The organism is Burkholderiaceae bacterium, from assembly GCA_024235995.1.
In the GTDB taxonomy this organism is placed as follows: domain Bacteria; phylum Pseudomonadota; class Gammaproteobacteria; order Burkholderiales; family Burkholderiaceae_C; genus Ottowia.
Genome location: JACKLI010000001.1, coordinates 2,434,735 through 2,454,951, shown reverse-complemented (window position 1 = coordinate 2,454,951; position 20,217 = coordinate 2,434,735). Strand labels below are relative to the sequence as shown.

The window sequence follows — 20,217 nt, the reverse complement described above, 5'->3', positions numbered from 1 at the left end:
CAGACGCCGCATCATTGCGGCATCGGCACCCACGCCCCTTGGGCGCCCGCGCCACCGAACGAGAGACCCGTCATGACCGAACACACGCCCGCTCCCGCCATCCGCTTCTACCACCGTGGCGCCGTGGTCACGGTGACGGGCGAGCCCACCACGCGCACGGTGCTGGACTGGCTGCGCGAGCGCCAGCATGCCACCGGCACCAAGGAGGGCTGCAACGAGGGGGACTGCGGCGCCTGCACCGTGGTGCTGGGCGAGCTGGACGCACAGGGCCAGCTGCAGCTGGCCAGTGTCAACGCCTGCATCCAGTTTTTGCCCACGCTGGACGGCAAGGCGCTGTTCACGGTGGAAGACCTGCAGGGCATGGCTCATCCAACCGACGACACCGAGCTGCACCCCGTGCAGCAGGCCATGGTGGAGTGCCACGGCTCGCAATGCGGCTTTTGCACCCCCGGCTTCGTGATGTCGATGTGGTCCAGCTACGAGGCGCACCAGCAGGCCGGCACGCGCCCGTCGCGCCAGCAGCTGGCCGATGACTTGTCGGGCAACCTGTGCCGCTGCACCGGCTACCGCCCCATCCTGGACGCCGGCCAGCGCATGTTCGACCTGCCGGCGGTGCGGTTCGACCGCGCCGCCGTGACGCAGGCGCTGCAGGGCCTGCGGGCGGCCCCCGCCGCGCTCGACTACGCCGCCGCCACCGTCACGCCACAGGGCGAGCGGCTCGACCACTTCCACGCCCCGCGCAGCGCCGACGAGCTGGCCGCCCTGCGCCTGGCCAAGCCGCAGGCGCGCCTGCTGGCCGGCTCGACCGACGTGGGCCTGTGGGTCAACAAGCAGTTCCGCGACGTGGGCGATCTGATCTACACCGGCCGGGTGGCGGACCTGCAGTGCGTCGAGGAGCGCGAAGGCGAGCTGTGGATCGGCGCCGCTGCCTCGCTGGAAGACGCCTGGCGTGCCCTGGTGCGGCGCGCGCCCCAGCTCACCGACGTGTGGCTGCGCTTTGCCTCGCCGCCCATCCGCCACGCCGGCACCCTGGGTGGCAACGTGGCCAACGGCTCGCCCATCGGCGATTCGCCCCCCATCCTGATGGCGCTGGACGCGCAAATCGAGCTGCGCCGGGGCAGCGCGGTGCGCCGCCTGCCGTTGACCGACTTTTACCTGGACTACATGAAGAACGCCCTGCAGGAGGGCGAGTTCGTGCAGGCCGTGGCCGTGCCGCTGGCGGCCTTCAGTCGCCAGGTGCGCGGCTACAAGATCAGCAAGCGCTTCGACTGCGACATCTCGGCGCTGTGCGCGGGCATGGCCATCGAGCTGGCGGGCGGCGCGGTCAAGAGCATCCGCCTGGCCTATGGCGGCATGGCCGGCATCGTCAAGTGCGCCGCGCAGGCCGAGGCCGCCATCCTCGGCCAGCCCTGGACGCAGGCCACCGTGCGCGCCGCCCAGCAGGCCATGAAGCAGGACTTCTCGCCCCTGACCGACATGCGCGCCAGCGACGGCTACCGCCTGCAGGTGGCGCAGAACCTGATCGAACGCCTGTGGCTGGAAACCCGCCTTGAGGCGCCGCTGGCGCCCAGCGACACCAGCGTGTTCAGCGTCATGCCGCATGCCGTCGTTTGAGGAAATCGCCATGAACAAACTCGTTGCCGATCATCTGCTGCGCCCCGCCGAGCCCTTTGCCGACTACCACGCCAACCAGCGGCAGCGGCTGGACATCGCCGGCGAAGGCCGCGCGCAGGACGCCGGCGCGCGCGTGGGCATCAGCCTGCCGCACGAATCGGCCGTGCTGCACGTCACCGGCAGCGCCACCTACGCCGACGACATTCCCGAGCTGGCGGGCACGCTGCATTGCGCGCTGGGCACCTCGCCCGTGGCCGCCGGGCGCCTGCTGGGGATCGACCTGGACGCGGTGCGCGCCATGCCCGGCGTGGTGCGGGTCATCACCGCCGAGGATATCCCCGGCGTCAACGACTGCGGCTCGGCCGTGCCGGACGACCCCATCCTGTGCGACGGCGACATCCGCTTCCTGGGCCAGCCGGTGTTTGCCGTCATCGCCCACACGCGCGATGCGGCCCGCCGCGCCGCCGCGCTGGCCAAGAAGGTGCTGCGCGTCGAGGCCGCCGAGCCCGTGCTGACACCGCGCCAGGCTCACGCCAAGGGCCAGTACGTGGTGCCTCCCATGCACCTGCTGCGCAGCACCAGCGGCCGGGACGAGGCCGGCATCCGCGCCGCTATCGCGGCCGCGCCGCACCGCCTGACGGGCGAGCTGGACGTGGGCGGGCAGGAGCAGTTCTACCTGGAAGGCCAGATCAGCTACGCCATCCCCAGGGAAGGCCGCGGCATGCACGTGCACTGCTCCACCCAGCACCCCAGCGAGATGCAGCACCTGGTGGCCCACGCGCTGGGCGTATCCAGCAACGCGGTGCTGGTCGAGTGCCGGCGCATGGGCGGCGGCTTTGGCGGCAAGGAGTCGCAATCGGCCCAGTTCGCCTGCATCGCCGCCGTGGCTGCCCGCCTGTTGAACCGCCCGGTCAAGCTGCGGCTGGACCGCGACGACGACTTTCTCATCACCGGCCGCCGCCACGGTTTCTGGTACGAGTACGACGTGGGCTACGACGACGCGGGCCGCATCCTGGGCGTGACGCTGCAGATGGTGTCGCACTGCGGCCACTCGGCCGACCTGTCGGCGCCGGTGATGACGCGCGCCATCTGCCACTTCGACAACGCCTACTGGCTGCCCGAGGTGGCCATGCACGGCTACTGCGGCAAGACCCATACGCAAAGCAACACCGCGTTTCGCGGCTTCGGCGGCCCGCAGGGGGCCATTGCCATCGAAACCATCCTGGACAGCATCGCCCGCACGCTGGGGCGCGACGCGCTGGCGGTGCGGCGCGCCAACTTCTACGGCCGGGACAAGTGCAACGTCACGCCCTACCTGCAGCCGGTGCGCGACAACGTCATCCACGAACTGGTCGAGCAGCTGGAGGCCAGCAGCGACTACCAAGCCCGCCGCGCCGCCGTGGCCCAGTACAACGCCGACAGCCCCGTGCTCAAGCGCGGCCTGGCGCTCACCCCGATCAAGTTCGGCATCAGCTTCAACGTCAAGCACTTCAACCAGGCCGGCGCGCTGGTGCACATCTACACCGACGGTTCCATCCTGGTCAACCATGGCGGCACCGAAATGGGCCAGGGCCTGAACACCAAGGTGGCGCAGGTGGTGGCGCACGAGCTGGGCGTGGGCTTTGGCCGCGTGCGCTGCACGGCGACCGACACCAGCAAGGTGGCCAACACCTCGGCCACGGCGGCCTCCACCGGGGCCGATTTAAACGGCAAGGCCGCGCAGGACGCCGCGCGCCAGCTGCGCGAGCGCCTGGCCGCCTGCGTGGCCGCGCGCCATGGCGGCCAGGCCAGCGAGGTGCGCTTTGCCAACGACCAGGTGCACGTGGGCGGCAAGACGCTGGCCTTCAACACCGTCATTTCCGAGGCCTACCTGGACCGCGTGCAGCTGTGGTCCGACGGCTTCTACGCCACGCCCGGCCTGTCGTGGGACAAGGACCGGATGCAGGGGCACCCCTTCTACTATTTCGCCTACGGCGCCGCCGTGAGCGAGGTGGTGGTGGACACGCTGACCGGCGAGTGGAAGCTGCTGCGCGCCGACGTGCTGCACGATGCGGGCCGCTCGCTCAACCCGGCGGTGGACATCGGCCAGGTCGAGGGCGCCTTCATCCAGGGCATGGGCTGGCTGACCACCGAGGAGCTGGTGTGGCACCCCAAGACCGGGCTGCTCACCACGCACGCGCCCAGCACCTACAAGATCCCGACCGCCAACGACTGCCCGCCGGTGTTCAACGTGAAGCTGTTCGACGGCCCCAACGTGGAGGACTCGATCCATCGCAGCAAGGCCGTGGGCGAGCCGCCGCTGCTGCTGCCCTTCTCGGTGTTCTTCGCCATCCGCGACGCCATCTCGGCCGCGGGCGGGCACCGGGTCGATCCGCCGCTGTCGGCGCCCGCCACCAGCGAAGCCATCCTGCGCGCGCTGGGCGCCGTCCGGCAGTCCGTCTAAAGGCTCCCTGCCTTCACCCAGGCACGGCATGACATGACTGCACCTCCACCCGGCCCTTCGGGCGGCGATGCCGGCCCCGGCGGCATGGCCAGCGCGGTTTCCGAACGCCAGCTGTTCGACCGCATCGACTTGCACCTGATCCGAGTGCTGCACACCGTGCTGACCGAGCGCAGCGTCTCGCGCGCCGCGCTGCGCCTGGGCATGCATCAGCCGGCGGTGTCGGCGGCGCTCAAGCGCCTGCGCGAGCTGGCGGGCGATCCGCTGCTGGTGCGCCACGGCGCCCACATGGCGCCCACCGACGCCGGGCGCCGCATGGTCGAGCCGGCGGCCCACATCCTGCGCGCGGCCGAGTCGCTGTTCACCGAGGCGCGCCACTTCGACCCGCGCACCAGCACCGCCACCTTCCGCATCGCGGCCAGCGACTACCTGGACCCCTCCTTCCTGCCGCGCCTGGTGGCCGACGTCAAGCACCAGGCGCCGCTCACGCGCATCGAGATCCACGCCCTCACGCGCGAAAGCGACTACCGCGCCCAGCTGGCGCAGGGCGACATCGACCTGGTGATCGGCAACTGGCTGCAGCCGCCCGATGACCTGCACCTGGCGCGCCTGTTCAGCGACGAGGTGGTGTGCCTGGTCAGCCGCGACCATCCGGCGGTGCGCCGCGGCTGGGACGAGTCCGACTGGCTGCAGGCCGAACACATCGCCCCCATGCCCATGCACCCCGGCGCGCGCGGCATCATCGACCAGATCCTGGACGGCCAGGGCCTGCAGCGCAACATCGCCGCGCGCTGCGCCTACTTCAGCCTGGTGGCCGAGATGGTGGCCGGCACCCTGCTGGTGCTGACCACCGGCCGCCAGTACTGCGAGCGCGTGGCCGCCCAGCTGCCGCTGGTCATCCTGCCCTGCCCCATCGCCATGCCGCCGCTGCTGTACTACCAGCTGTGGCATCCGCGCAGCCACCAGTCCAGCAGCGCGCGCTGGCTGCGCGACCGCACCAAGGACGTGGTCGCCAGCCTGGCGCACGGCCACGCCCCTGGGCCTTCCCCCCAACTCTGATTCCCAAGCCCCAACCGGAGGAGACAACCCCATGAGCTGGACCGAACGCGTGTTCAAACTGCAAGACCACGGAACCACGGTGCGCACCGAAATCATCGCCGGCGTCACCACGTTCCTGACCATGGCCTACATCATCTTCGTCAACCCCGCGATCCTGGGTGACGCGGGCATGCCCAAGGACTCGGTGTTCGTGGCCACCTGCCTGATCGCCGCGCTGGGCACGGCGGTGATGGCGCTGTACGCCAACTACCCCATCGCGCTGGCGCCCGGCATGGGCCTGAACGCCTACTTCGCTTACACCGTGGTGCTGGGCATGGGCTTCAAGTGGCAGGCCGCGCTGGGCGCGGTGTTCATCTCGGGCTGCCTGTTCATGGCGGTCACCCTGTTCGGCCTGCGAGGACTGATCATCAAGGGCATCCCGCAGTCCCTGCGCAACGCCATCACGGTGGGCATCGGCCTGTTCCTGGCGCTGATCGCGCTCAAGAGCGCCGGCATCGTCGCGCCCTCCAAGGCCACCTACATCACGCTGGGCGACCTGCACTCGGCGCCGGTGGTGCTGGCCTCGCTGGGCTTTCTGCTGATCGTCGCGCTGGACAAGTTCCGCGTGCCGGGCGCCATCCTGATCGGCATCATCGCCGTCACCATCGCCTCCTTCTTCGTCGGCGGCAACCAGTTCCACGGCATCTTCGACACGCCGCCCTCGATCGAGCCGACCTTGTTCAAGCTCGACATCAAGTCGGCCATCTCGCACGGCTTTCTGAACGTGGTGCTGGTGTTCTTCCTGGTCGAGCTGTTCGACGCCACCGGCACCCTGATGGGCGTGGCCAAGCGCGCGGGCCTGCTGGTGCCCGGCCGCATGGAGCGCCTGAACAAGTCGCTGCTGGCCGACAGCGTGGCCATCTTCGCCGGCTCGCTGCTGGGCACCTCCAGCACCACCGCCTACGTCGAGAGCGCCGCCGGCGTGCAGGCGGGCGGCCGCACCGGCCTGACGGCCCTCACCGTGTCGGTGCTGTTCCTGGCGGCGTTGTTCATCGCCCCGCTGGCCGGCGCCGTGCCGGCCTACGCCACGGCGCCGGCGCTGTTCTTCGTCGCCTGCCTGATGCTGCGCGAGCTGACCGAGCTGGACTGGGACGACTCCACCGAGGTGGTGCCGGCGGCCATCACCGCGCTGATGATGCCCTTCACCTACTCCATCGCCAACGGCCTGGCCTTCGGCTTCATCAGCTACGCCGGCATCAAGCTGCTGACGGGCCGCGCCCGCGAGGCGCACTGGATGGTGTGGATCATCGCCGCCATCTTCCTGTTCAAGTTCGTCTACGTCGGCGGGGATTGACGCCATGCAGGCCTACCGCGCGCAGCTGCTGCGCTTTGATGCCCAGGGCCAGGCGCTGTACGACAGCGACGGCCTGCTGGTGGTCGACGGCGACGCCAGCGGCGTGCGACGGGTGCTCGACGCCGGCCCCTACCGGACGCTGGCCGGGCGCCACCCGCAGGTGCCCATCACGCACTGGCCCGAACGCATCGTCGCGCCCGGCTTCATCGACATGCACGTGCACTACGCGCAGACCGACATCATCGGCGCGCCGGCGGCGGGCCTGCTGCCCTGGCTGGAGAACTACACCTTCCCCGCCGAGTCGCGCTTCGTCGATCCGCAGTACGCGGCCGAGGTGGCCGGCGTGTTCTTCGACGAGCTGCTGCGCAACGGGGTGACCACCGCCGTGGTCTTTCCCACTTCGCACCCCGCGTCCACCGACGCCTTCTTCGCACGCGCCGAGCACCACGGCCTGCGCATGATCGGCGGCAAGGTCATGCAGGACCGCCACTCGCCCGACGGCGTGCGCGACGAGACCGAGCAAAGCCTGATCGACACCGAGGCGCTGATCCAGCGCTGGCACGGCAAAGGCCGCCTGGGCTACGCCATCACCCCGCGCTTCGCCCCCACCAGCAGCGAGGCGCAGCTGCGCGGCGCCGGCGAGCTGGCCGCCAGGTACCCCGACACCTGGATCCACTCGCACGTGGCCGAAAACCGCGACGAGGTGAAATGGGTGCGCGAGCTGTACCCGCAATCGCGCTCGTACCTGGGCGTGTACCAGGACTTCGGCCTGATGCGCCGGCGCGCCGTGTACGCGCACTGCATTTACCTGGACGACACCGACCGCCGGCTGATGCACGACACGCAAACGGCCGCCGCCGTCAGCCCCACCAGCAATCTGTTTCTGGGCAGCGGCTTCTTCGACTTCGAGGCCGCCCTGAAGCTGGGCGTGCCGCACGGCCTGGCCAGCGACGTGGGCGGCGGCACCAGCTTTTGCCCCTTCCACACCATGCTGGCGGCCTATTACGTGGGCCGCGAAGGCCAGAGCAAGCCGGGCCTGAGCCTGAGCCCCGCCCAGCTGTGGTGGATGCACACCGGCGCCGCCGCGCGCGCGCTGGGGCTGGAGGGCGTGATCGGCACCCTGCAGCCGGGCACCGAGGCCGACTTCGTGGTGCTCAACCCCAAGGCCACGCCCCTGCTGGCGCGCAAGACCGCGCGCGCGCAAAACCTGGACGAGCTGCTGTTCTCGCTGATCGTGCTGGGCGACGACCGCGTGGTCGAGAAGGTGGTGGTGGCCTGAAGGCGCGCCCTCAACGGCGGGCGTGGTACGGGCAGGTGCGCGCCAGGGTCGCCAGGACCACCACGATCCCGGCCACGAAAAACACGAAGGACCAGTTGGCCAAGCTGCCGCCCAGGAAGGTCCAGTCCACCGCGCTGCAGTCGCCGCTGCCGCGGAAGATCATCGGGATGACGCGCTGCAGCGGAAACGACTCGATCATGCCGTACAGGTCGCGCCCGCAGGTGGCCACCTCGGGCGGATACCACTGCAGCCAGCTCTGGCGCGCGGCGGTAAAGGCCCCGAAACCCGCCACCAGCACCGCCAGCAGGCCCCACACCCGCCGGGCCACGGGCTTGTCCGACAGGGCCGCCAGCGCGCAGAACACGGCAGCGATGATCAGGCAATACCGTTGCACGATGCACATCGGGCAGGGCACGAGCCCCACCACGTTCTGCAGGTACAGGATGCCGAAGGCCAGCATGGCGATGCTGATGACGGCCAGGGCCGCGAACACGCGGCGGGGGCGGGAAAACAGGGTCTGGATCACGGTGAATGGGGCTTGGTTGCTCGCGCCCGATGCGCGCATCACACGGAGTCGCCCGCACGGCCGGAGGTTCCCGGCCCGTGCAGGGCCATTTTCGAAAGCTATATTTTCAATAGCTGATTGCGCTTGTCCACCGGGGGCAAGAGCCCGATTTTATTCAAATCACGCCTGATGCTGGCGCACCCAGGCGACGAAGGCGTCGACGAACTTCTGCACATGCTCGCGGCTGGCCGCGCCGATGGCGCCGTTGTCCACCAGGCCGTCCTTCCACTGGATGTACATCTCCGGCTGGCCAATCTCGGGCATAGCCAGAAACGACAGCACGCTGCGCAGGTGCGCCTGTGCCACGGCGGTGCCCACAGCGCCGGTCGACACACCACACACCGCCGCCGGCTTGCCGGCCCACTTGCTCTGGCCCCAGGGGCGCGAGGCCAGGTCGATGGCGTTCTTGAGCACGCCGGGGATCGAGCGGTTGTACTCGGGCGTGACGAACAGCACGCCGTTGCACGCCGCAATCTCGCTGCGCAGGCGCTGCACGGGCGCGGCCGGCGGCTGGCTGTCGCTGTCCTGGTCGTACAGCGGCAGATCGTCGATGCGCACGAAATGCGCCTTCACGTCGGCCGGAAACTGCCTGACCAGCGCCTGGGCAAACTGGCGGTTGAACGAATCCTTGCGCAGGCTGCCGACGACGATGGCGATGTTGAGTTGGTTCACGTTTTACTCCGGATGAAGAACAGTCAAAGGTGTAATCATCGCTTTTTTCGCGTGGCCGCGCGCGATGGACGATGGAGCTTGGCAGCCACCCGAACAATCGGGCACTCGCTGGAACGCTTCAAAGCGACCACGACTTCGCCATGCTGGGCCTTTGCGAAAAAACCTCGTACCACTGCGCCATCGGATGGTGGCGCGCCCGCCAGCCGACGTCGGGAAAGCGCAGGTCCAGATACCACAGCGCGCAAGCGATGGCGAGGGCGCCCAGGTCCACACGGCCGGCCAGCAGTTCGGGGCGACGATCCAGGTAAGCCAGCGAGGTCTCGACCTTGTCGAGCTGGGCGGCGCGCCAGTCGGGCCACTTGCGCTCGTCGGGCCGCGCCACGTCCTCGTAGCGGGCAAGCAGCGCCGCGTCCAGCATGCCGTCGCCGAGCGACTGCAGCGTCAGGGTCTGCCAGCGCTCGGGCCCTGGCGCGGGGATCAGCGTGCCGCCAGCGAGGTGGTTCAGGTACTCGCAGATCACGCGGCTGTCGTAGAGCACCTGGCCGTCGTCGGTGAAGAAGGTCGGCACCTTGCCCAACGGGTTGCTGGCGATGATTTCCTTGTCGCGCTGCACCGGATGGGCGTTGGAAGGCAGCAGCTGCACCCGGTCGCCGAGGCCCAGTTCATGCGCCGTCACGAGGCACTTGCGGACGTAGGGGGAAAAGGGAGAAAAGAGAATCTTCATGATACTGCCACCTGTGGGGAAGAGGTGTTGCTGGAGCGCTCGCGCGCGATGTGCTGGCCAGCCACCCAGCCGAAGGTGAGCGCGGGACCGAGTGTGATGCCGGGTGCCGGGTACTGACCGCCCATCACCGACTGCATGTCGTTGCCGGTCACGTACAGGCCCCGGATGGGCCGGCCGCTGGCATCGAGCGCCTGCGCCTGCGCGTTGCAGCGGATGCCGCAGGCCGTGCCGATGTCGCCGGCGTAGACCTTGACGGCGTAGAACGGCGCCTTGCGCAGCGGCCCCAGGCAGGGGTTGGGGCGGTGGTCCGCATCGCCCAGGTAGCGGTTGTATTCGGTGCTGCCCTTGCCGAACTCCGGGTCCTCGCCCGTGGCGCCGTAGCAGTCGAAGCGGGCTGCCGATTCACGCAGCCCTACGGCGTCGATCTGCAGTTGCGCGGCCAGCGCCTCCAGCGAGTCGGCGCGGTGCAGGTAGCCGGCGCGCACCAGGTGCTCGCGCGGCCGGCCGCCCGGCAGCGCCAGGCCCAGGCCCCAGCGCTCTATGAAGTCACTGTCGCACACCAAGCAGGCCGGGATGGTGGGCACCGTTTCGTTCGATCGGTACATGGCCAGCACGAATTCGTGGTACGAGGTGGCCTCGTTGACGAAGCGGCGTCCGGCGGCGTTCACCGCCATCAGGCCCGGCTTGGCGCGGTCCCACACCAGGTGCGGGTAGCGCACCTGCGTGCCGTCGGGCCGCTGCAGCAGCGACACTGGCGCCCAGAAGGCGGGGCCGAAGTAGCCGCTGCCCAGGGCCGCGCCGGCGGCCTGCGCGATGCCGATGCCTTCGCCGGCGTTGCCGACGGGGGACATGGACCAGGGGCCGGTCGGATGCGGATAGAGCTGTTCGCGCAGTGCCGCATTCCACGGAAAGCCGCCGGTGGCGATCACCACGGCCTGGCGCGCGCGCACCCAGGCCGGCCGGCCTTCATGCTCGATGCAGGCGCCCGTCACGCGGCCGTCCTCCACCTGCAGCGTCTTCAGTGGTGCGTTCAGCCAGTAGTCGATGCCGCGCTCCAGTACCGACATGAACAGCCGCCCGGCCAGCGCATTGCCCAGCACCAGCCGCGTGCCGCGGTGGTAGCCGCGCAGCCGGTCGCCGAAGTAGCGCAGCACCAGCTTCATGCCCTCCTTCCAGGAAGCGAAGGACTTCGTCGCCGCCAGCAGGTGCTTGGCGTCGGTCAGCGTGACCATCATGCCGCCGAGCACCACGAACTCGGGCAGCGGATCCCGCAGCTCGCGGAAGTGCCGGCCGAGCAGCCGGCCGTCGAAAGCCAGCGGGTCCAGCGAGCGGCCGCCGAGCGCGGCGCCCTCGCGGTCGGGGTAGTAGTCGGGCGAGTAGGTGCGCGCGGCCAGCTTCACCTGCGTGTGTTGCTCCAGCGCGTCGATGGCGGGCCCGCAGGCTTCGAGAAAGGCGCGCTGCATCTCGGCCGGCGCCGCGTCGCCCACCGTGTTGCGCATGTAGGTCCACACCTTGTCGAAGCTGTCGGGATGGCCGGCGCCTTCGCTCTGGCGGTTCATCGGCGCCCAGACGGCGCCACCGGACACGGCGGTCGAGCCACCGACGCGGTCGGTCTTCTCCACCAGCAGCACCGAGCAGCCGCCCAGGTGCGCGCTCAGCGCGGCCGCCATGCCGCCGGCGCCGGCGCCCACCACCAGCACGTCGACCTCCCGCTCCCACGTCACTGTGCTCATGCGCCCGATCCTCCCAGCGACTTGCCGCCGTCGACGAAGAGCACCTGCCCGGTGATGAAGCCCATTTGCGGCGACACCAGGAAGGCCACCGCCTGCGCGATGTCCTCCGGCCGGCCGGCCTTGCCCGTCGGCTGCAGCGCGAGCTGCGCGGCCAGACGCTCGGGCGTCAGCGCGCGCAGGATGGGCGTGTCGATCAGCCCTGGCGCGATGGCGTTGACCAGGATGCCGCGCGGCGCCAGCTCCATCGCGCTGGCGCGCGTGTAGCCCACGAGGGCAGCCTTGGAAGCGACGTAGTGCGGGTGGTTGCGCGCGCCCAGGTAGGCGCGCGAGGCGATGTTGACGATCCGGCCGCCGTCGGGCATCCGGCGCGCCACCTCCTGGGAGAGCGTCGCCGCGGCGATCAGGTTCACTTCGTAGGCGCGGCGGAAGTCCTCGCTCGTCGCCTCCATGAAGCGGCGTTCGTCGAAAACGCCGGCGTTGTTGACCAGCGCGCTGATCGGCGGCAGCGCCTGCACCAGCGCGCGCACGGCGGCCTCGTCGGTGAGGTCCAGCACGCGAGCCTGCACGTCGAGGCCGGCCGCGCGCAGGCGAGTCTCCTCGCGCGCGGCCTGCTCGGCCGCGCGGTCGACCATCACCACCGAGAAGCCGTCACGCGCCAGCTTCTCCACCGTGGCCAGCCCCATGCCGCTGGCGCCGCCCGTCACGAGGGCGACCGGTTTGCCGTTGCTGCTGCTCATGTCCGATCCCATCTATGCGGAGAGAAAACCACCGTCCACCGGCAGCACCACGCCGTTGACGTAGCTGGCCAGGGATGAGGCGAGGAACACCACGGGTCCGACGATTTCGTCGGGCTCGCCGCCGCGCTTCATCGGCACGCGGCTCATGTACCAGTCGGTGCCGCCAGGCACCTGCAGCTGCGGCGTCACCATGTCGGTGAGCATCAGCCCCGGCGCCACCGCGTTGGCGCGCACGCCATGCGGCGCCAGATCGCGCGCCAGCGCCTGCGTGAAGGAGCGCACTGCGCCCTTCGACGCGATGTAGCCGGCCGACGAGATGCCGCTGACGAAGGCGACGATCGACGACAGGTTGACGATGCAGCCGTGCGACTGCTTGAGCGCCGGCACGAAGGCGTGCGTGACGTTGAACAGGCCCTGCAGGTTGACCTGGATCAGCCGGTCCCAGGTCTCGGCCGCGTGCGGGTCGTCGATGCGGGCGCGCGCCGAGATGCCGGCGTTGTTCACCAGCACGTCGATGGGGCCGAGCCGCTGCGTGAGCGAATCGGCCAGGGCTACCACGGCGGCGCGGTCGGTCACGTCGATCGATTCGGCCCAGGCGGTACCGCCGGCGCCGCGCACCTCGCCTGCAATGGCCTGCGCGCGGGCCGGGTCGATGTCGGCCACGATCACGCGCGCGCCCTGGCGGGCGAAGCCGCGCGCCATGGCCGAGCCCAGGCCGCCGCCGCCGCCCGTGATGAGGGCGAGCTTGTCCTTCAGAAGATCCATGGGGAGCGTTCCTTCATGCTGCCGCGGTGTCTTCACACGCCCAGGTAGGCACGCCGCACCGCGGGGTCGTTCATCAATTGGTCCGACGGACCTTCGAGCCTCATTTCGCCGTTCTCCAGGATGTAGGCGTAGCGGGCTACCCGCAGCGCCAGGCGCACGTCCTGCTCAACCACCAGGATGGTCAGACCCTGCTCCCGATTCAGACGCTGGATGGTCTCGAATATCTGCTCGACCAGCAGCGGCGACAGGCCCATGGAGGGCTCGTCCAGCAGGATCATGCGCGGGCGCGCCATCAGCGCGCGGCCGATGGCCAGCATCTGCTGCTCGCCGCCCGACAGCGTCGAGGCCTTCTGCTCGCTGCGTTCCTTGAGCCGCGGAAAGATCTCGAACACGCGCTCGAAGTCCTGCGCGACCTCGCCGCGCGAGCGGCGCAGGAACGCGCCCAGCTCCAGGTTCTCGCGTACGCTCATGTCCTTGAAGACCTCGCGGCCCTCGGGCACCTGCACCAACCCGCGCCGCACGATCTCGTCCGAGGGGCAGCGGCGGATCGGCTCGCCGTCGAAGAAGATCTCGCCCGCGGAGGGTTCGATCAGGTGCGACACCACGTTGAGCGTGGTGCTCTTGCCGGCGCCGTTGCTGCCCAGCAGTGCCACGATCGCGCCGCGCTCGACCTTCAGCGACACATCGTGTAAGGCCTGGATGGCGCCGTAGGATGCGCCGACGCCGCGCAACTCCAACATGGGTTCACTCATGGGCGGCTCCCTTGCCGAGATAGGCCTGGATCACTTTGGGATCATGGCTCACCTCGGTGGGCGTACCTTCCGAAATCTTCTCGCCGAAGGACATGACGGTCACGCGATCCGAAATCGCCATCACCAGCTGCATCACGTGCTCCACCAGCAGCACGGTGATGCCGTCGCTGCGGGCCAGCTCGGTCAGCAAGCGGTCCAGGCTCTCGATGTCGCGGTTGCGCAGGCCGGCGGCCGGCTCGTCCAGCAGCAGCAGGCGCGGCTTCAGCGCCAGCGCACGGGCCAGCTCCAGCAGCTTCTGATGGCCGAAGTCCAGTTCGCGGGCGGTGGTGTCGCGGTCGTGGGTGAGACCCACGCGCTCGATCAGGCTGTTCACCAGATCGCGCGTGGCCGCGTCGGGCCGGCGCAGCAGGCGGCCCAGCGGGTTGGCGCTGTGCGAGTAGCAGCCCAGCAGCACGTTCTCGTACACGCTGAGCTCGCCGAACAGCTCCAGGTTCTGGAAGGTGCGGGCCACGCCGAGGCCGGCCATCCGGTTCGGCCGGGCGTGGCTCACATCCACGCCGTCCAGCACGATGCTGCCTGCGGTGGGCTGGTAGTAGCGCGAGATGCAGTTGAAGGTGGTCGATTTGCCCGCGCCGTTGGGTCCGATCAGCGCGTGGATGGTGCCGCGCTGCACCTGGAAGGACAGGTTGTTCACGGCCGTCAGCCCACCGAAGCGCACCGTGATGCCGCGCACGTCGAGGAAGGGCGCGGCGCTCATGCGGAACCTTCCTGCCGTGCATGGATAGCCGGCGCCTTCGCCACCCGTTTCTTAGATCCAGCAAACAGGCCGCGCGGCTTGAACATCATGAAGCCCAGCAGGATGACGCCGTAAAGAATCTCCTGGATCGACAGCGCCTGGCGCAGCAACTCGGAGATGATGCCGAAGACCATGGCGCCGGCCACCGCGCCGCGCACCGAGCCGATGCCGCCGACCACCACCATCGTCAGGATCAGGATGGTGGTCTGGAAGCCCAGGCTCTCCGGGTGGATGAAGGAGATGAACAGGGTGTACATGCCGCCCGCGATGCCGGCGAAGGCTGCGGAGACGGCGAAGGCCGCCTGCTTCATGGCGCGCGCGTTGATGCCCATCGCCATGGCGGCGACGTCGCTCTCGCGCACGGCGCGCAGCGCGGAGCCGAACTGCGAGCGCGACAGCCACACCGTCACCCACAGCATCAGCGCCGCGATGGCGATGACGAAGGGATAGGCCTGCAGGTCGTTGGTCAGCGTCAGCCCGAACAGCTGCGCCGGCTGCATGCGCATGCCGTTGGAGCCGTTGGTGACCGACTCCCAGTTCAGGAACACCCACTGCATGGCCTCGCCGAAGGCGAAGGTGGCCAGCGCCAGGTAGATGTCGCGCATGCGCAACGCCAGGAAGCCGATCACGTAGCCCAGCACCGCCGACAGCAGGCCGCCGGCCAGGATCGAGACGACGAAGGGCGGGTGCCATGTCGTGTTGATGAGCCCGGCCGTGTAGATGCCGATGCCATAGAAGGCCGTGTGCGCCAGGGCGAACTGGCCGGCCTCGCCAATGACCACGTGCAGGCCCAGCGCGAGCACGACGAAGACCATCAGCAGGTTGACCACGTACAGCACGTAGCCCGTCACGGTGAACGGGAGCACGCACAGCACGGCCAGCAGCACGAGCAGCGCCAGATGATCCGCAGAAAAGCGCTTGCTCATACCTTCTTCACCTGCGTCTTTCCGCCCAGCAGACCCTGCGGCCGCACGATCAGCGTCACCAGGATCGCCAGGAAGGGTGCCACCACGATGGCGTTGGTGGAGATGAACAGGCCCACCATGTTCTCGACCACGCCGATCAGCAGGCCGCCGACCACGGCGCCGGGCAGGCTGGTGAAGCCACCCACGATGGCCGCCGCGTAGGCCAGGATGGCGATGTGCGCGATGTCGGGCGTGACCAGCACCTTGGGCGTGATGAGCAGCGCCGCGATGGCCGAGATCAGTCCGGCCAGCGCCCACACCATCATGCGGATGCGCGACAGGCGGATACCGACGATCTGCGCCGCGCGCGGGTTCATGCCGACGGCGCGCATCGCCTTGCCGATGCGTGTGTGGGTGAACATGAGGTAGATGAGCACCATCACCACGACGGCGACGACGAAGATCGCGATGTCCAGCTGGGTCAGGGCCGCGTCGCCAATCATCACCGTGTCGCTGGAGAACAGCGAGGGCAGCGAGCGCGGCGTGTCGCCCAGGCCGGTCTGCCGCACCAGGCCCTTGAGCACGTAGGCCAGGCCCAGCGTGGCGATCACGAGCTGCACGCCGACGCCGCGCGAGCCGGTCACGCGCTCCATCACGACACGCTGGAACAGCGCGCCGCCCAGCGCCATGACCGCCAGCGTGAGTGGGATCACCACCGCGTAGGGCAGATGCGCCAGCAGCAGCAGGCTCAGCGCCACGTAGCCGGCCATCATCAGCATCTCGCCCTGCGCGAAGTTGGGCACGTCGGTGGTCTTGAACACCGCCACGATGGCGAGCGCGAGCAGCGCATACACGCTGCCCGTCACCAGCCCCGACAGCAGGCCCTGCTGCAGGAACAGCCAGATTTCGTCAAGGCTCATGCGCTCACTTGGGCTGGTAGGTCCAGGCGCTGGCGTAGCTGCCCGGCACCCGAGTCTTGTTCTCGCCGTCGAACTTCAGGTAGATGGCCGCCTTCTGCGCCGCGTGGTCGGTGGGCGTGAAGGCGATCGGGCCAGCCATCACCTTGGAGTCGAAGTTGAGCTTCGACATCGCGTCGAGGAATTTCTCGCGCGTGGGCTGCGGGCCTGCGGCCTTGAGCGCGTTGACCACCGCCATCGCCGAGGGAATGCCGTAGGGCATGTAAGTCTGCGGGTAGCCCGGCTTGGCGGCCAAGTCCGGGTAGTACTGCTTGTACATATCGTAGACCCACTTGAGCTGCTCGCCGCCGGGCACGTCGAGCATGACCTCCTGCAGGTAGACGTTCTTGAACGCGTCCTTGTTGCCGACGTTCTCGACGAGCTGCTTCAGGTCGGCCGTGCCGTTGACGGCGATGACGATCGGCTTGTTCCAGCCCAGCTCGTGCGCCTTCTTGACCAGCAGGCTCACCGGACGGGCGTAGGTGGTGATCAGCAGCACGTCCGGGTTGGCGGCACGAATCTTCAGCATCGGCGCGGTGACGTCGGTGATGTTCGGGTTGATCGACTGCACCTGCAGCGTCGCACCGACCTTCTTGGCCTGGAATTCGGCGGCTTCCAGGTTCCATCCTCCGTAGGCGTCGTCATGGTTGATGTAGCCGATCTTCTTGGCCTTCAGGTGCTCGACGGCGAACTGGACCATCGAGCCGCCGACGGCGCGCTGCGAGATGGAGAAGGCGCCGTAGATGTACTTGGAGGGCGGGTACAGCGCGCCATCGCCCGAGGCGTTGAGCATGACCAGTGGGATCTTCTCGCGCTCCACGTACTCGCGGGCACCGACCACCGGGCCCGAGCAGGAGCCGCCGTTGAGCAGGAAGACCTTGTCCTGCTCGGTGAGCTTCTTCACCGCGGCCAGCAGATCATTGGCGTTGCAGCGGTCGTCCTCCAGGACGATCTCGATCTTGCGGCCGTTGATGCCGCCTTCCTTGTTGACCTTGTCGTAGTACATCTTCGCCGCGTTGACGACGTCGAAGCCGTAGGCCATCGAGTTGCCCGACAGCGGGCTGAACATGCCGATCTTGATGCTCTTGTCGGTCAGTCCGGGTTCGCTCTGGGCGGCAGCGGCCAGTGCGGTGGCGGCTGCTACGGCGGCGAGGGTGGTCTTGATGAGGGTTTTCAAGGGGATCTCCTTTGGTCGCGGTCGAAATCGTTGCGGGATCGCCGGGCTCACAGATCACTGGAGGTGGCCGATGCGGCCGCGTCTTCCTTTTGGAAGCCGGGGCGGGGGACGAGGCCGAGCCAGTTCTGGGTGAGGGCGCCGTCCACCAGGATGTCCTGGCCGCTGATGTAGCCGGCGCGCTCGCTGGCCAGGAAAAGTACGGCGCCGGCGATGTCGGCCGGCGTGCTGATGCGGCCCAGCGGCACCATGCGCTCGCGCTGGCGGCGCACGGCGTCCTGCGTGTAGATGCCCTCGCTCATGGGCGTGCGGACCATCGCGGGGCTTACCACGTTGCTGCGGATGCCGTGCTCGCCCAGTTCGGCCGCGAGCAGCTGCGACAGCATCTTCACGCCGGCCTTGCTGACGCTGTAGGCGCCGCTGTAGGGCTGCGGGATGGCGCCCGAGATCGAGGCGATGTGGACCATCGCCCCGCCGCCGCGCTCGCGCATCTGCCGGCCGAAGACCTGCGCGCACAGCAGGTAGCCGGTAAGGTTGACCGACAGCAGCCGGTTCCACTTGTCCACGGCGATGTCCATCAGCGCATCGGCGTACAGCGACGCGGCGTTGTTGACCAGCACCGCGGCCGGCCCCCAGGTGTTGCGAACCGCCTCGGCCGCCGCGTGAACGCTGTTCGCATCCGTGACGTCGCAAGCCAGAACCATCGTCCTGTCGGCGCCATCAGCGACCGCCGCGGCCCGGGCTCGATCCAAGTCGAGCAAGGCAACCCGCGCGCCGGACGCCAGGAGTTGTCGCACCACTTCGGCTCCAATCCCGCCGCCCGCACCCGTCACGACGCAGACAAGATTCTCAAAGCCTAGCCAGCTACCGCTCGCCGCGTGCGAGACGTCGTTCATGCAGTGTTCTCCGTCCAAGTAAATGACCTTGGCCATGAATTATGTATACATGCAAGCTTAAAAAATCATGGTATTTACCCTTAAAAAGGTATATTTGAACATTCATGTATACATGAAACCATGCTCAAATAAGCAGCGCAATGAAGACCTTGACTCAGGACGTGACGGAAACGCTCCGCGATTGGATACTTCACGGACAACTCAAGCCCGCCATGCGGCTCGAGGAGTTGCCACTGGCGGAGCAACTGAGCGTGTCACGGACACCGATCCGCGCGGCGCTGGCGACTCTCGCCAGCGAAGGGCTGCTCACCCACCAGCCGAAGCGGGGCTACCTGGTGCGGGGCTTCGACCTTGATGTGATTGCTGCGGCCTACGAGGTGCGGTCGGTGCTGGAAGGCCTCGCCTGCCGCAGCGCCGCGACGCACGGGCTGACCGATGCACAAATCCGGTCCCTGCAATCCCTGCTGGCCATCGGCGACCGGATCCTCGGCAAGGGATATCTCGACTCCGTGGATCATGAGCCGTACCAGCAGATGAACGTGGAAATCCACGATCTTCTTCTGGAGGCTTCCGGGAACCCTTGGGTGACGCGATTTGCCGAGCAGGCGCAGACCATTCCGTTTGCATCCGATCACATTGTTCTCTGGGACGATCATCCGATCATCCTGAGATCCCATGGAGACCACCATCGCATCGTGGAGGCCGTGGTCGCGCGCGACAGCACGCGCGCAGAGCAGTTGATGCGCGAACACGTCTACTATGCCGGCCTCATCTTCCGGCGCAACTACCAGAAGCTGCTGGACGCAGGCGATTCCGTCCCCGGAGTGCAGCCCCTGCCGTCCCACGGTGCGCCGCAGGACGCCGATGTCACAAACGACGCAAGTCTTCCGATACCACGCAGAATGCGCAGGCCATAAGTCCATGTCCAACTCAGCCGTTCCGCCACCCTCGGCGCACTTTCCTCCCGATGCAGGCGAGAACGCCGCGCCCGCCAAGCGCCAGCGCCGCATCCAGTCCATCGAGGTTGGCATGCGCGTGCTGCAGGCGCTGACCGAGCAGCGCCGCCCCTTGCCGCTGAAGGACCTGGCCCAGCTGGCCGACATGCCGCCGGGCCAGGCGCATCCGTACCTGGTCAGCTTCATGGCGGCGGGCATGGTCAAGCAGAGCCCGCTCACCGGCCACTACGAGCTGGGCCCGGCGGCGCTGCAGATGGGCCTGGCGGCGCTGCAGCAGCTCGACCCGCTGACCGAGGCCAGCCAGGAGGCCGCGCTGCTGTGCGACCAGGCCGACCTGAGCGTGGCGCTGTGCGTGTGGGGCCACCTGGGCCCCACCGTGGTGCGGCTGGACGAGCCGCGCTACCCGCTGCACGTCAACCTGCGCGTGGGCACGGTGATGTCGGTGTTCAACACCATCACCGGGCGCGTGTTTGCCGCCTACCTGCCCGAGAAGATGGTGCGCTCGATGCTGGAGGACGAGCACCGCCGCGTGGTGGGCGGCGCGTCCGGCGCCTTCGACAGCGCCGAGGTGCGGCAGATGCTGGCCGACATCCGCGCCGCCGGCATGGGGCGCGGGCTGTCCACGCCGCAGCCGGGCGTCAACACGCTCAGCGCACCGGTGTTCGACGCCCACGGCAAGATCGCGCTGGTGATCACCGTGTTCGGTCCGCAGGGCCAGTTCGACGCCGACATTGACGGCCCTGCGGGGCGCTTGCTGCGCGCCCATGCCGACGCCGTCTCCCACCGGCTGGGCTTCAACCCGGCCAAGTCTTGAATTAAACATTGTCGAATCAATTGACATACAACTAATTTCAGAAGACA

Annotated in this window: 19 protein-coding genes; 7 read left to right on the top strand and 12 right to left on the bottom strand. The window is 68.6% G+C overall.

Translation table 11 applies throughout. From position 1 onward, the window contains the following. Positions 1 to 72: 72 nt before the first annotated feature. The 5 genes from xdhA to guaD all read left to right on the top strand — a co-directional run bounded on the left by xdhA (position 73) and on the right by guaD (position 7,725). Positions 73 to 1,614 (top strand): xanthine dehydrogenase small subunit, encoded by a 1,542-nt coding sequence (gene xdhA / locus H6927_11770; GenBank protein MCP5218774.1) that lies wholly within the window; start codon positions 73 to 75, stop codon positions 1,612 to 1,614. Between the two features lie 10 nt (positions 1,615 to 1,624). Beyond that, positions 1,625 to 4,057: a xanthine dehydrogenase molybdopterin binding subunit gene (xdhB, locus tag H6927_11765; protein MCP5218773.1), complete on the top strand. Its 2,433-nt coding sequence runs from the start codon at positions 1,625 to 1,627 to the stop codon at positions 4,055 to 4,057. Positions 4,058 to 4,141: 84 nt separating this feature from the next. Next, positions 4,142 to 5,113: a LysR family transcriptional regulator gene (locus H6927_11760; GenBank protein ID MCP5218772.1), complete on the top strand. Its 972-nt coding sequence runs from the start codon at positions 4,142 to 4,144 to the stop codon at positions 5,111 to 5,113. A 31-nt stretch (positions 5,114 to 5,144) separates the two neighbouring features. Beyond that, on the top strand, positions 5,145 to 6,446 hold the full coding sequence (locus tag H6927_11755) for an NCS2 family permease (protein ID MCP5218771.1): 1,302 nt from the start codon (positions 5,145 to 5,147) through the stop codon (positions 6,444 to 6,446). A 4-nt stretch (positions 6,447 to 6,450) separates the two neighbouring features. Further along, positions 6,451 to 7,725: a guanine deaminase gene (gene guaD, locus H6927_11750; GenBank protein MCP5218770.1), complete on the top strand. Its 1,275-nt coding sequence runs from the start codon at positions 6,451 to 6,453 to the stop codon at positions 7,723 to 7,725. A 10-nt stretch (positions 7,726 to 7,735) separates the two neighbouring features. Here the strand turns inward: guaD and H6927_11745 are convergent, their stop codons facing one another. From H6927_11745 to H6927_11690, 12 genes are all read right to left on the bottom strand, one after another. After that, entirely contained in the window at positions 7,736 to 8,290 is a 555-nt protein-coding gene (locus H6927_11745) for a disulfide bond formation protein B (protein ID MCP5218769.1), read from the bottom strand. Positions 8,291 to 8,410: 120 nt separating this feature from the next. After that, on the bottom strand, positions 8,411 to 8,962 hold the full coding sequence (locus H6927_11740) for an NAD(P)H-dependent oxidoreductase (protein ID MCP5218768.1): 552 nt from the start codon (positions 8,960 to 8,962) through the stop codon (positions 8,411 to 8,413). 118 nt (positions 8,963 to 9,080) lie between these two features. After that, the gene (locus tag H6927_11735) at positions 9,081 to 9,686 is read right to left on the bottom strand and encodes a glutathione S-transferase (protein ID MCP5218767.1); all 606 of its coding nucleotides are present in this window, start codon (positions 9,684 to 9,686) and stop codon (positions 9,081 to 9,083) included. Then, positions 9,683 to 11,419, bottom strand: a complete 1,737-nt coding sequence (locus tag H6927_11730) for an FAD-dependent oxidoreductase (protein MCP5218766.1) — start codon at positions 11,417 to 11,419, stop codon at positions 9,683 to 9,685. Before H6927_11730 ends, H6927_11735 begins: the two co-directional genes overlap by 4 nt. After that, the gene (locus H6927_11725) at positions 11,416 to 12,156 is read right to left on the bottom strand and encodes an SDR family oxidoreductase (GenBank protein MCP5218765.1); all 741 of its coding nucleotides are present in this window, start codon (positions 12,154 to 12,156) and stop codon (positions 11,416 to 11,418) included. The genes H6927_11730 and H6927_11725 overlap by 4 nt, the downstream gene beginning before the upstream one ends. A gap of 12 nt (positions 12,157 to 12,168) precedes the next feature. Continuing rightward, positions 12,169 to 12,921, bottom strand: coding sequence for an SDR family oxidoreductase (locus tag H6927_11720; protein MCP5218764.1), 753 nt, complete (start codon positions 12,919 to 12,921; stop codon positions 12,169 to 12,171). Between the two features lie 32 nt (positions 12,922 to 12,953). Beyond that, positions 12,954 to 13,673, bottom strand: coding sequence for an ABC transporter ATP-binding protein (locus H6927_11715; protein ID MCP5218763.1), 720 nt, complete (start codon positions 13,671 to 13,673; stop codon positions 12,954 to 12,956). Continuing rightward, the gene (locus tag H6927_11710; protein ID MCP5218762.1) at positions 13,666 to 14,430 is read right to left on the bottom strand and encodes an ABC transporter ATP-binding protein; all 765 of its coding nucleotides are present in this window, start codon (positions 14,428 to 14,430) and stop codon (positions 13,666 to 13,668) included. The genes H6927_11715 and H6927_11710 overlap by 8 nt, the downstream gene beginning before the upstream one ends. Beyond that, on the bottom strand, positions 14,427 to 15,395 hold the full coding sequence (locus H6927_11705; protein ID MCP5218761.1) for a branched-chain amino acid ABC transporter permease: 969 nt from the start codon (positions 15,393 to 15,395) through the stop codon (positions 14,427 to 14,429). The genes H6927_11710 and H6927_11705 overlap by 4 nt, the downstream gene beginning before the upstream one ends. Further along, entirely contained in the window at positions 15,392 to 16,294 is a 903-nt protein-coding gene (locus H6927_11700; protein MCP5218760.1) for a branched-chain amino acid ABC transporter permease, read from the bottom strand. The genes H6927_11705 and H6927_11700 overlap by 4 nt, the downstream gene beginning before the upstream one ends. A gap of 4 nt (positions 16,295 to 16,298) precedes the next feature. Next, positions 16,299 to 17,507: an ABC transporter substrate-binding protein gene (locus H6927_11695; GenBank protein MCP5218759.1), complete on the bottom strand. Its 1,209-nt coding sequence runs from the start codon at positions 17,505 to 17,507 to the stop codon at positions 16,299 to 16,301. 47 nt (positions 17,508 to 17,554) lie between these two features. Continuing rightward, on the bottom strand, positions 17,555 to 18,400 hold the full coding sequence (locus H6927_11690) for an SDR family oxidoreductase (protein MCP5218758.1): 846 nt from the start codon (positions 18,398 to 18,400) through the stop codon (positions 17,555 to 17,557). A 140-nt stretch (positions 18,401 to 18,540) separates the two neighbouring features. Here H6927_11690 and H6927_11685 point away from each other — a divergent pair, with 140 nt between their 5' ends. Both H6927_11685 and H6927_11680 read left to right on the top strand, forming a co-directional pair. Then, complete coding sequence (locus tag H6927_11685) at positions 18,541 to 19,317, top strand: GntR family transcriptional regulator (GenBank protein MCP5218757.1); 777 nt, start codon at positions 18,541 to 18,543, stop codon at positions 19,315 to 19,317. A gap of 4 nt (positions 19,318 to 19,321) precedes the next feature. After that, a complete protein-coding gene (locus H6927_11680; GenBank protein MCP5218756.1) occupies positions 19,322 to 20,170 on the top strand; it encodes an IclR family transcriptional regulator in 849 nt (282 codons plus the stop codon). The last annotated feature ends 47 nt before the right edge of the window (positions 20,171 to 20,217 follow it).

Coding starts and splice junctions, on each gene's coding strand:
- H6927_11730 (MCP5218766.1), bottom strand. CDS start 11,419: ATGAGCACAGTGACGTGGGAGCGGGAGGTCGACGTGCTGGTGGTGGGC.
- H6927_11710 (MCP5218762.1), bottom strand. CDS start 14,430: ATGAGCGCCGCGCCCTTCCTCGACGTGCGCGGCATCACGGTGCGCTTC.
- xdhB (MCP5218773.1), top strand. CDS start 1,625: ATGAACAAACTCGTTGCCGATCATCTGCTGCGCCCCGCCGAGCCCTTT.
- H6927_11745 (MCP5218769.1), bottom strand. CDS start 8,290: ATGCGCGCATCGGGCGCGAGCAACCAAGCCCCATTCACCGTGATCCAG.
- H6927_11705 (MCP5218761.1), bottom strand. CDS start 15,395: ATGAGCAAGCGCTTTTCTGCGGATCATCTGGCGCTGCTCGTGCTGCTG.
- H6927_11690 (MCP5218758.1), bottom strand. CDS start 18,400: ATGAACGACGTCTCGCACGCGGCGAGCGGTAGCTGGCTAGGCTTTGAG.
- H6927_11700 (MCP5218760.1), bottom strand. CDS start 16,294: ATGAGCCTTGACGAAATCTGGCTGTTCCTGCAGCAGGGCCTGCTGTCG.
- H6927_11680 (MCP5218756.1), top strand. CDS start 19,322: ATGTCCAACTCAGCCGTTCCGCCACCCTCGGCGCACTTTCCTCCCGAT.
- guaD (MCP5218770.1), top strand. CDS start 6,451: ATGCAGGCCTACCGCGCGCAGCTGCTGCGCTTTGATGCCCAGGGCCAG.
- xdhA (MCP5218774.1), top strand. CDS start 73: ATGACCGAACACACGCCCGCTCCCGCCATCCGCTTCTACCACCGTGGC.
- H6927_11720 (MCP5218764.1), bottom strand. CDS start 12,921: ATGGATCTTCTGAAGGACAAGCTCGCCCTCATCACGGGCGGCGGCGGC.
- H6927_11685 (MCP5218757.1), top strand. CDS start 18,541: ATGAAGACCTTGACTCAGGACGTGACGGAAACGCTCCGCGATTGGATA.
- H6927_11725 (MCP5218765.1), bottom strand. CDS start 12,156: ATGAGCAGCAGCAACGGCAAACCGGTCGCCCTCGTGACGGGCGGCGCC.
- H6927_11735 (MCP5218767.1), bottom strand. CDS start 9,686: ATGAAGATTCTCTTTTCTCCCTTTTCCCCCTACGTCCGCAAGTGCCTC.
- H6927_11755 (MCP5218771.1), top strand. CDS start 5,145: ATGAGCTGGACCGAACGCGTGTTCAAACTGCAAGACCACGGAACCACG.
- H6927_11715 (MCP5218763.1), bottom strand. CDS start 13,673: ATGAGTGAACCCATGTTGGAGTTGCGCGGCGTCGGCGCATCCTACGGC.
- H6927_11760 (MCP5218772.1), top strand. CDS start 4,142: ATGGCCAGCGCGGTTTCCGAACGCCAGCTGTTCGACCGCATCGACTTG.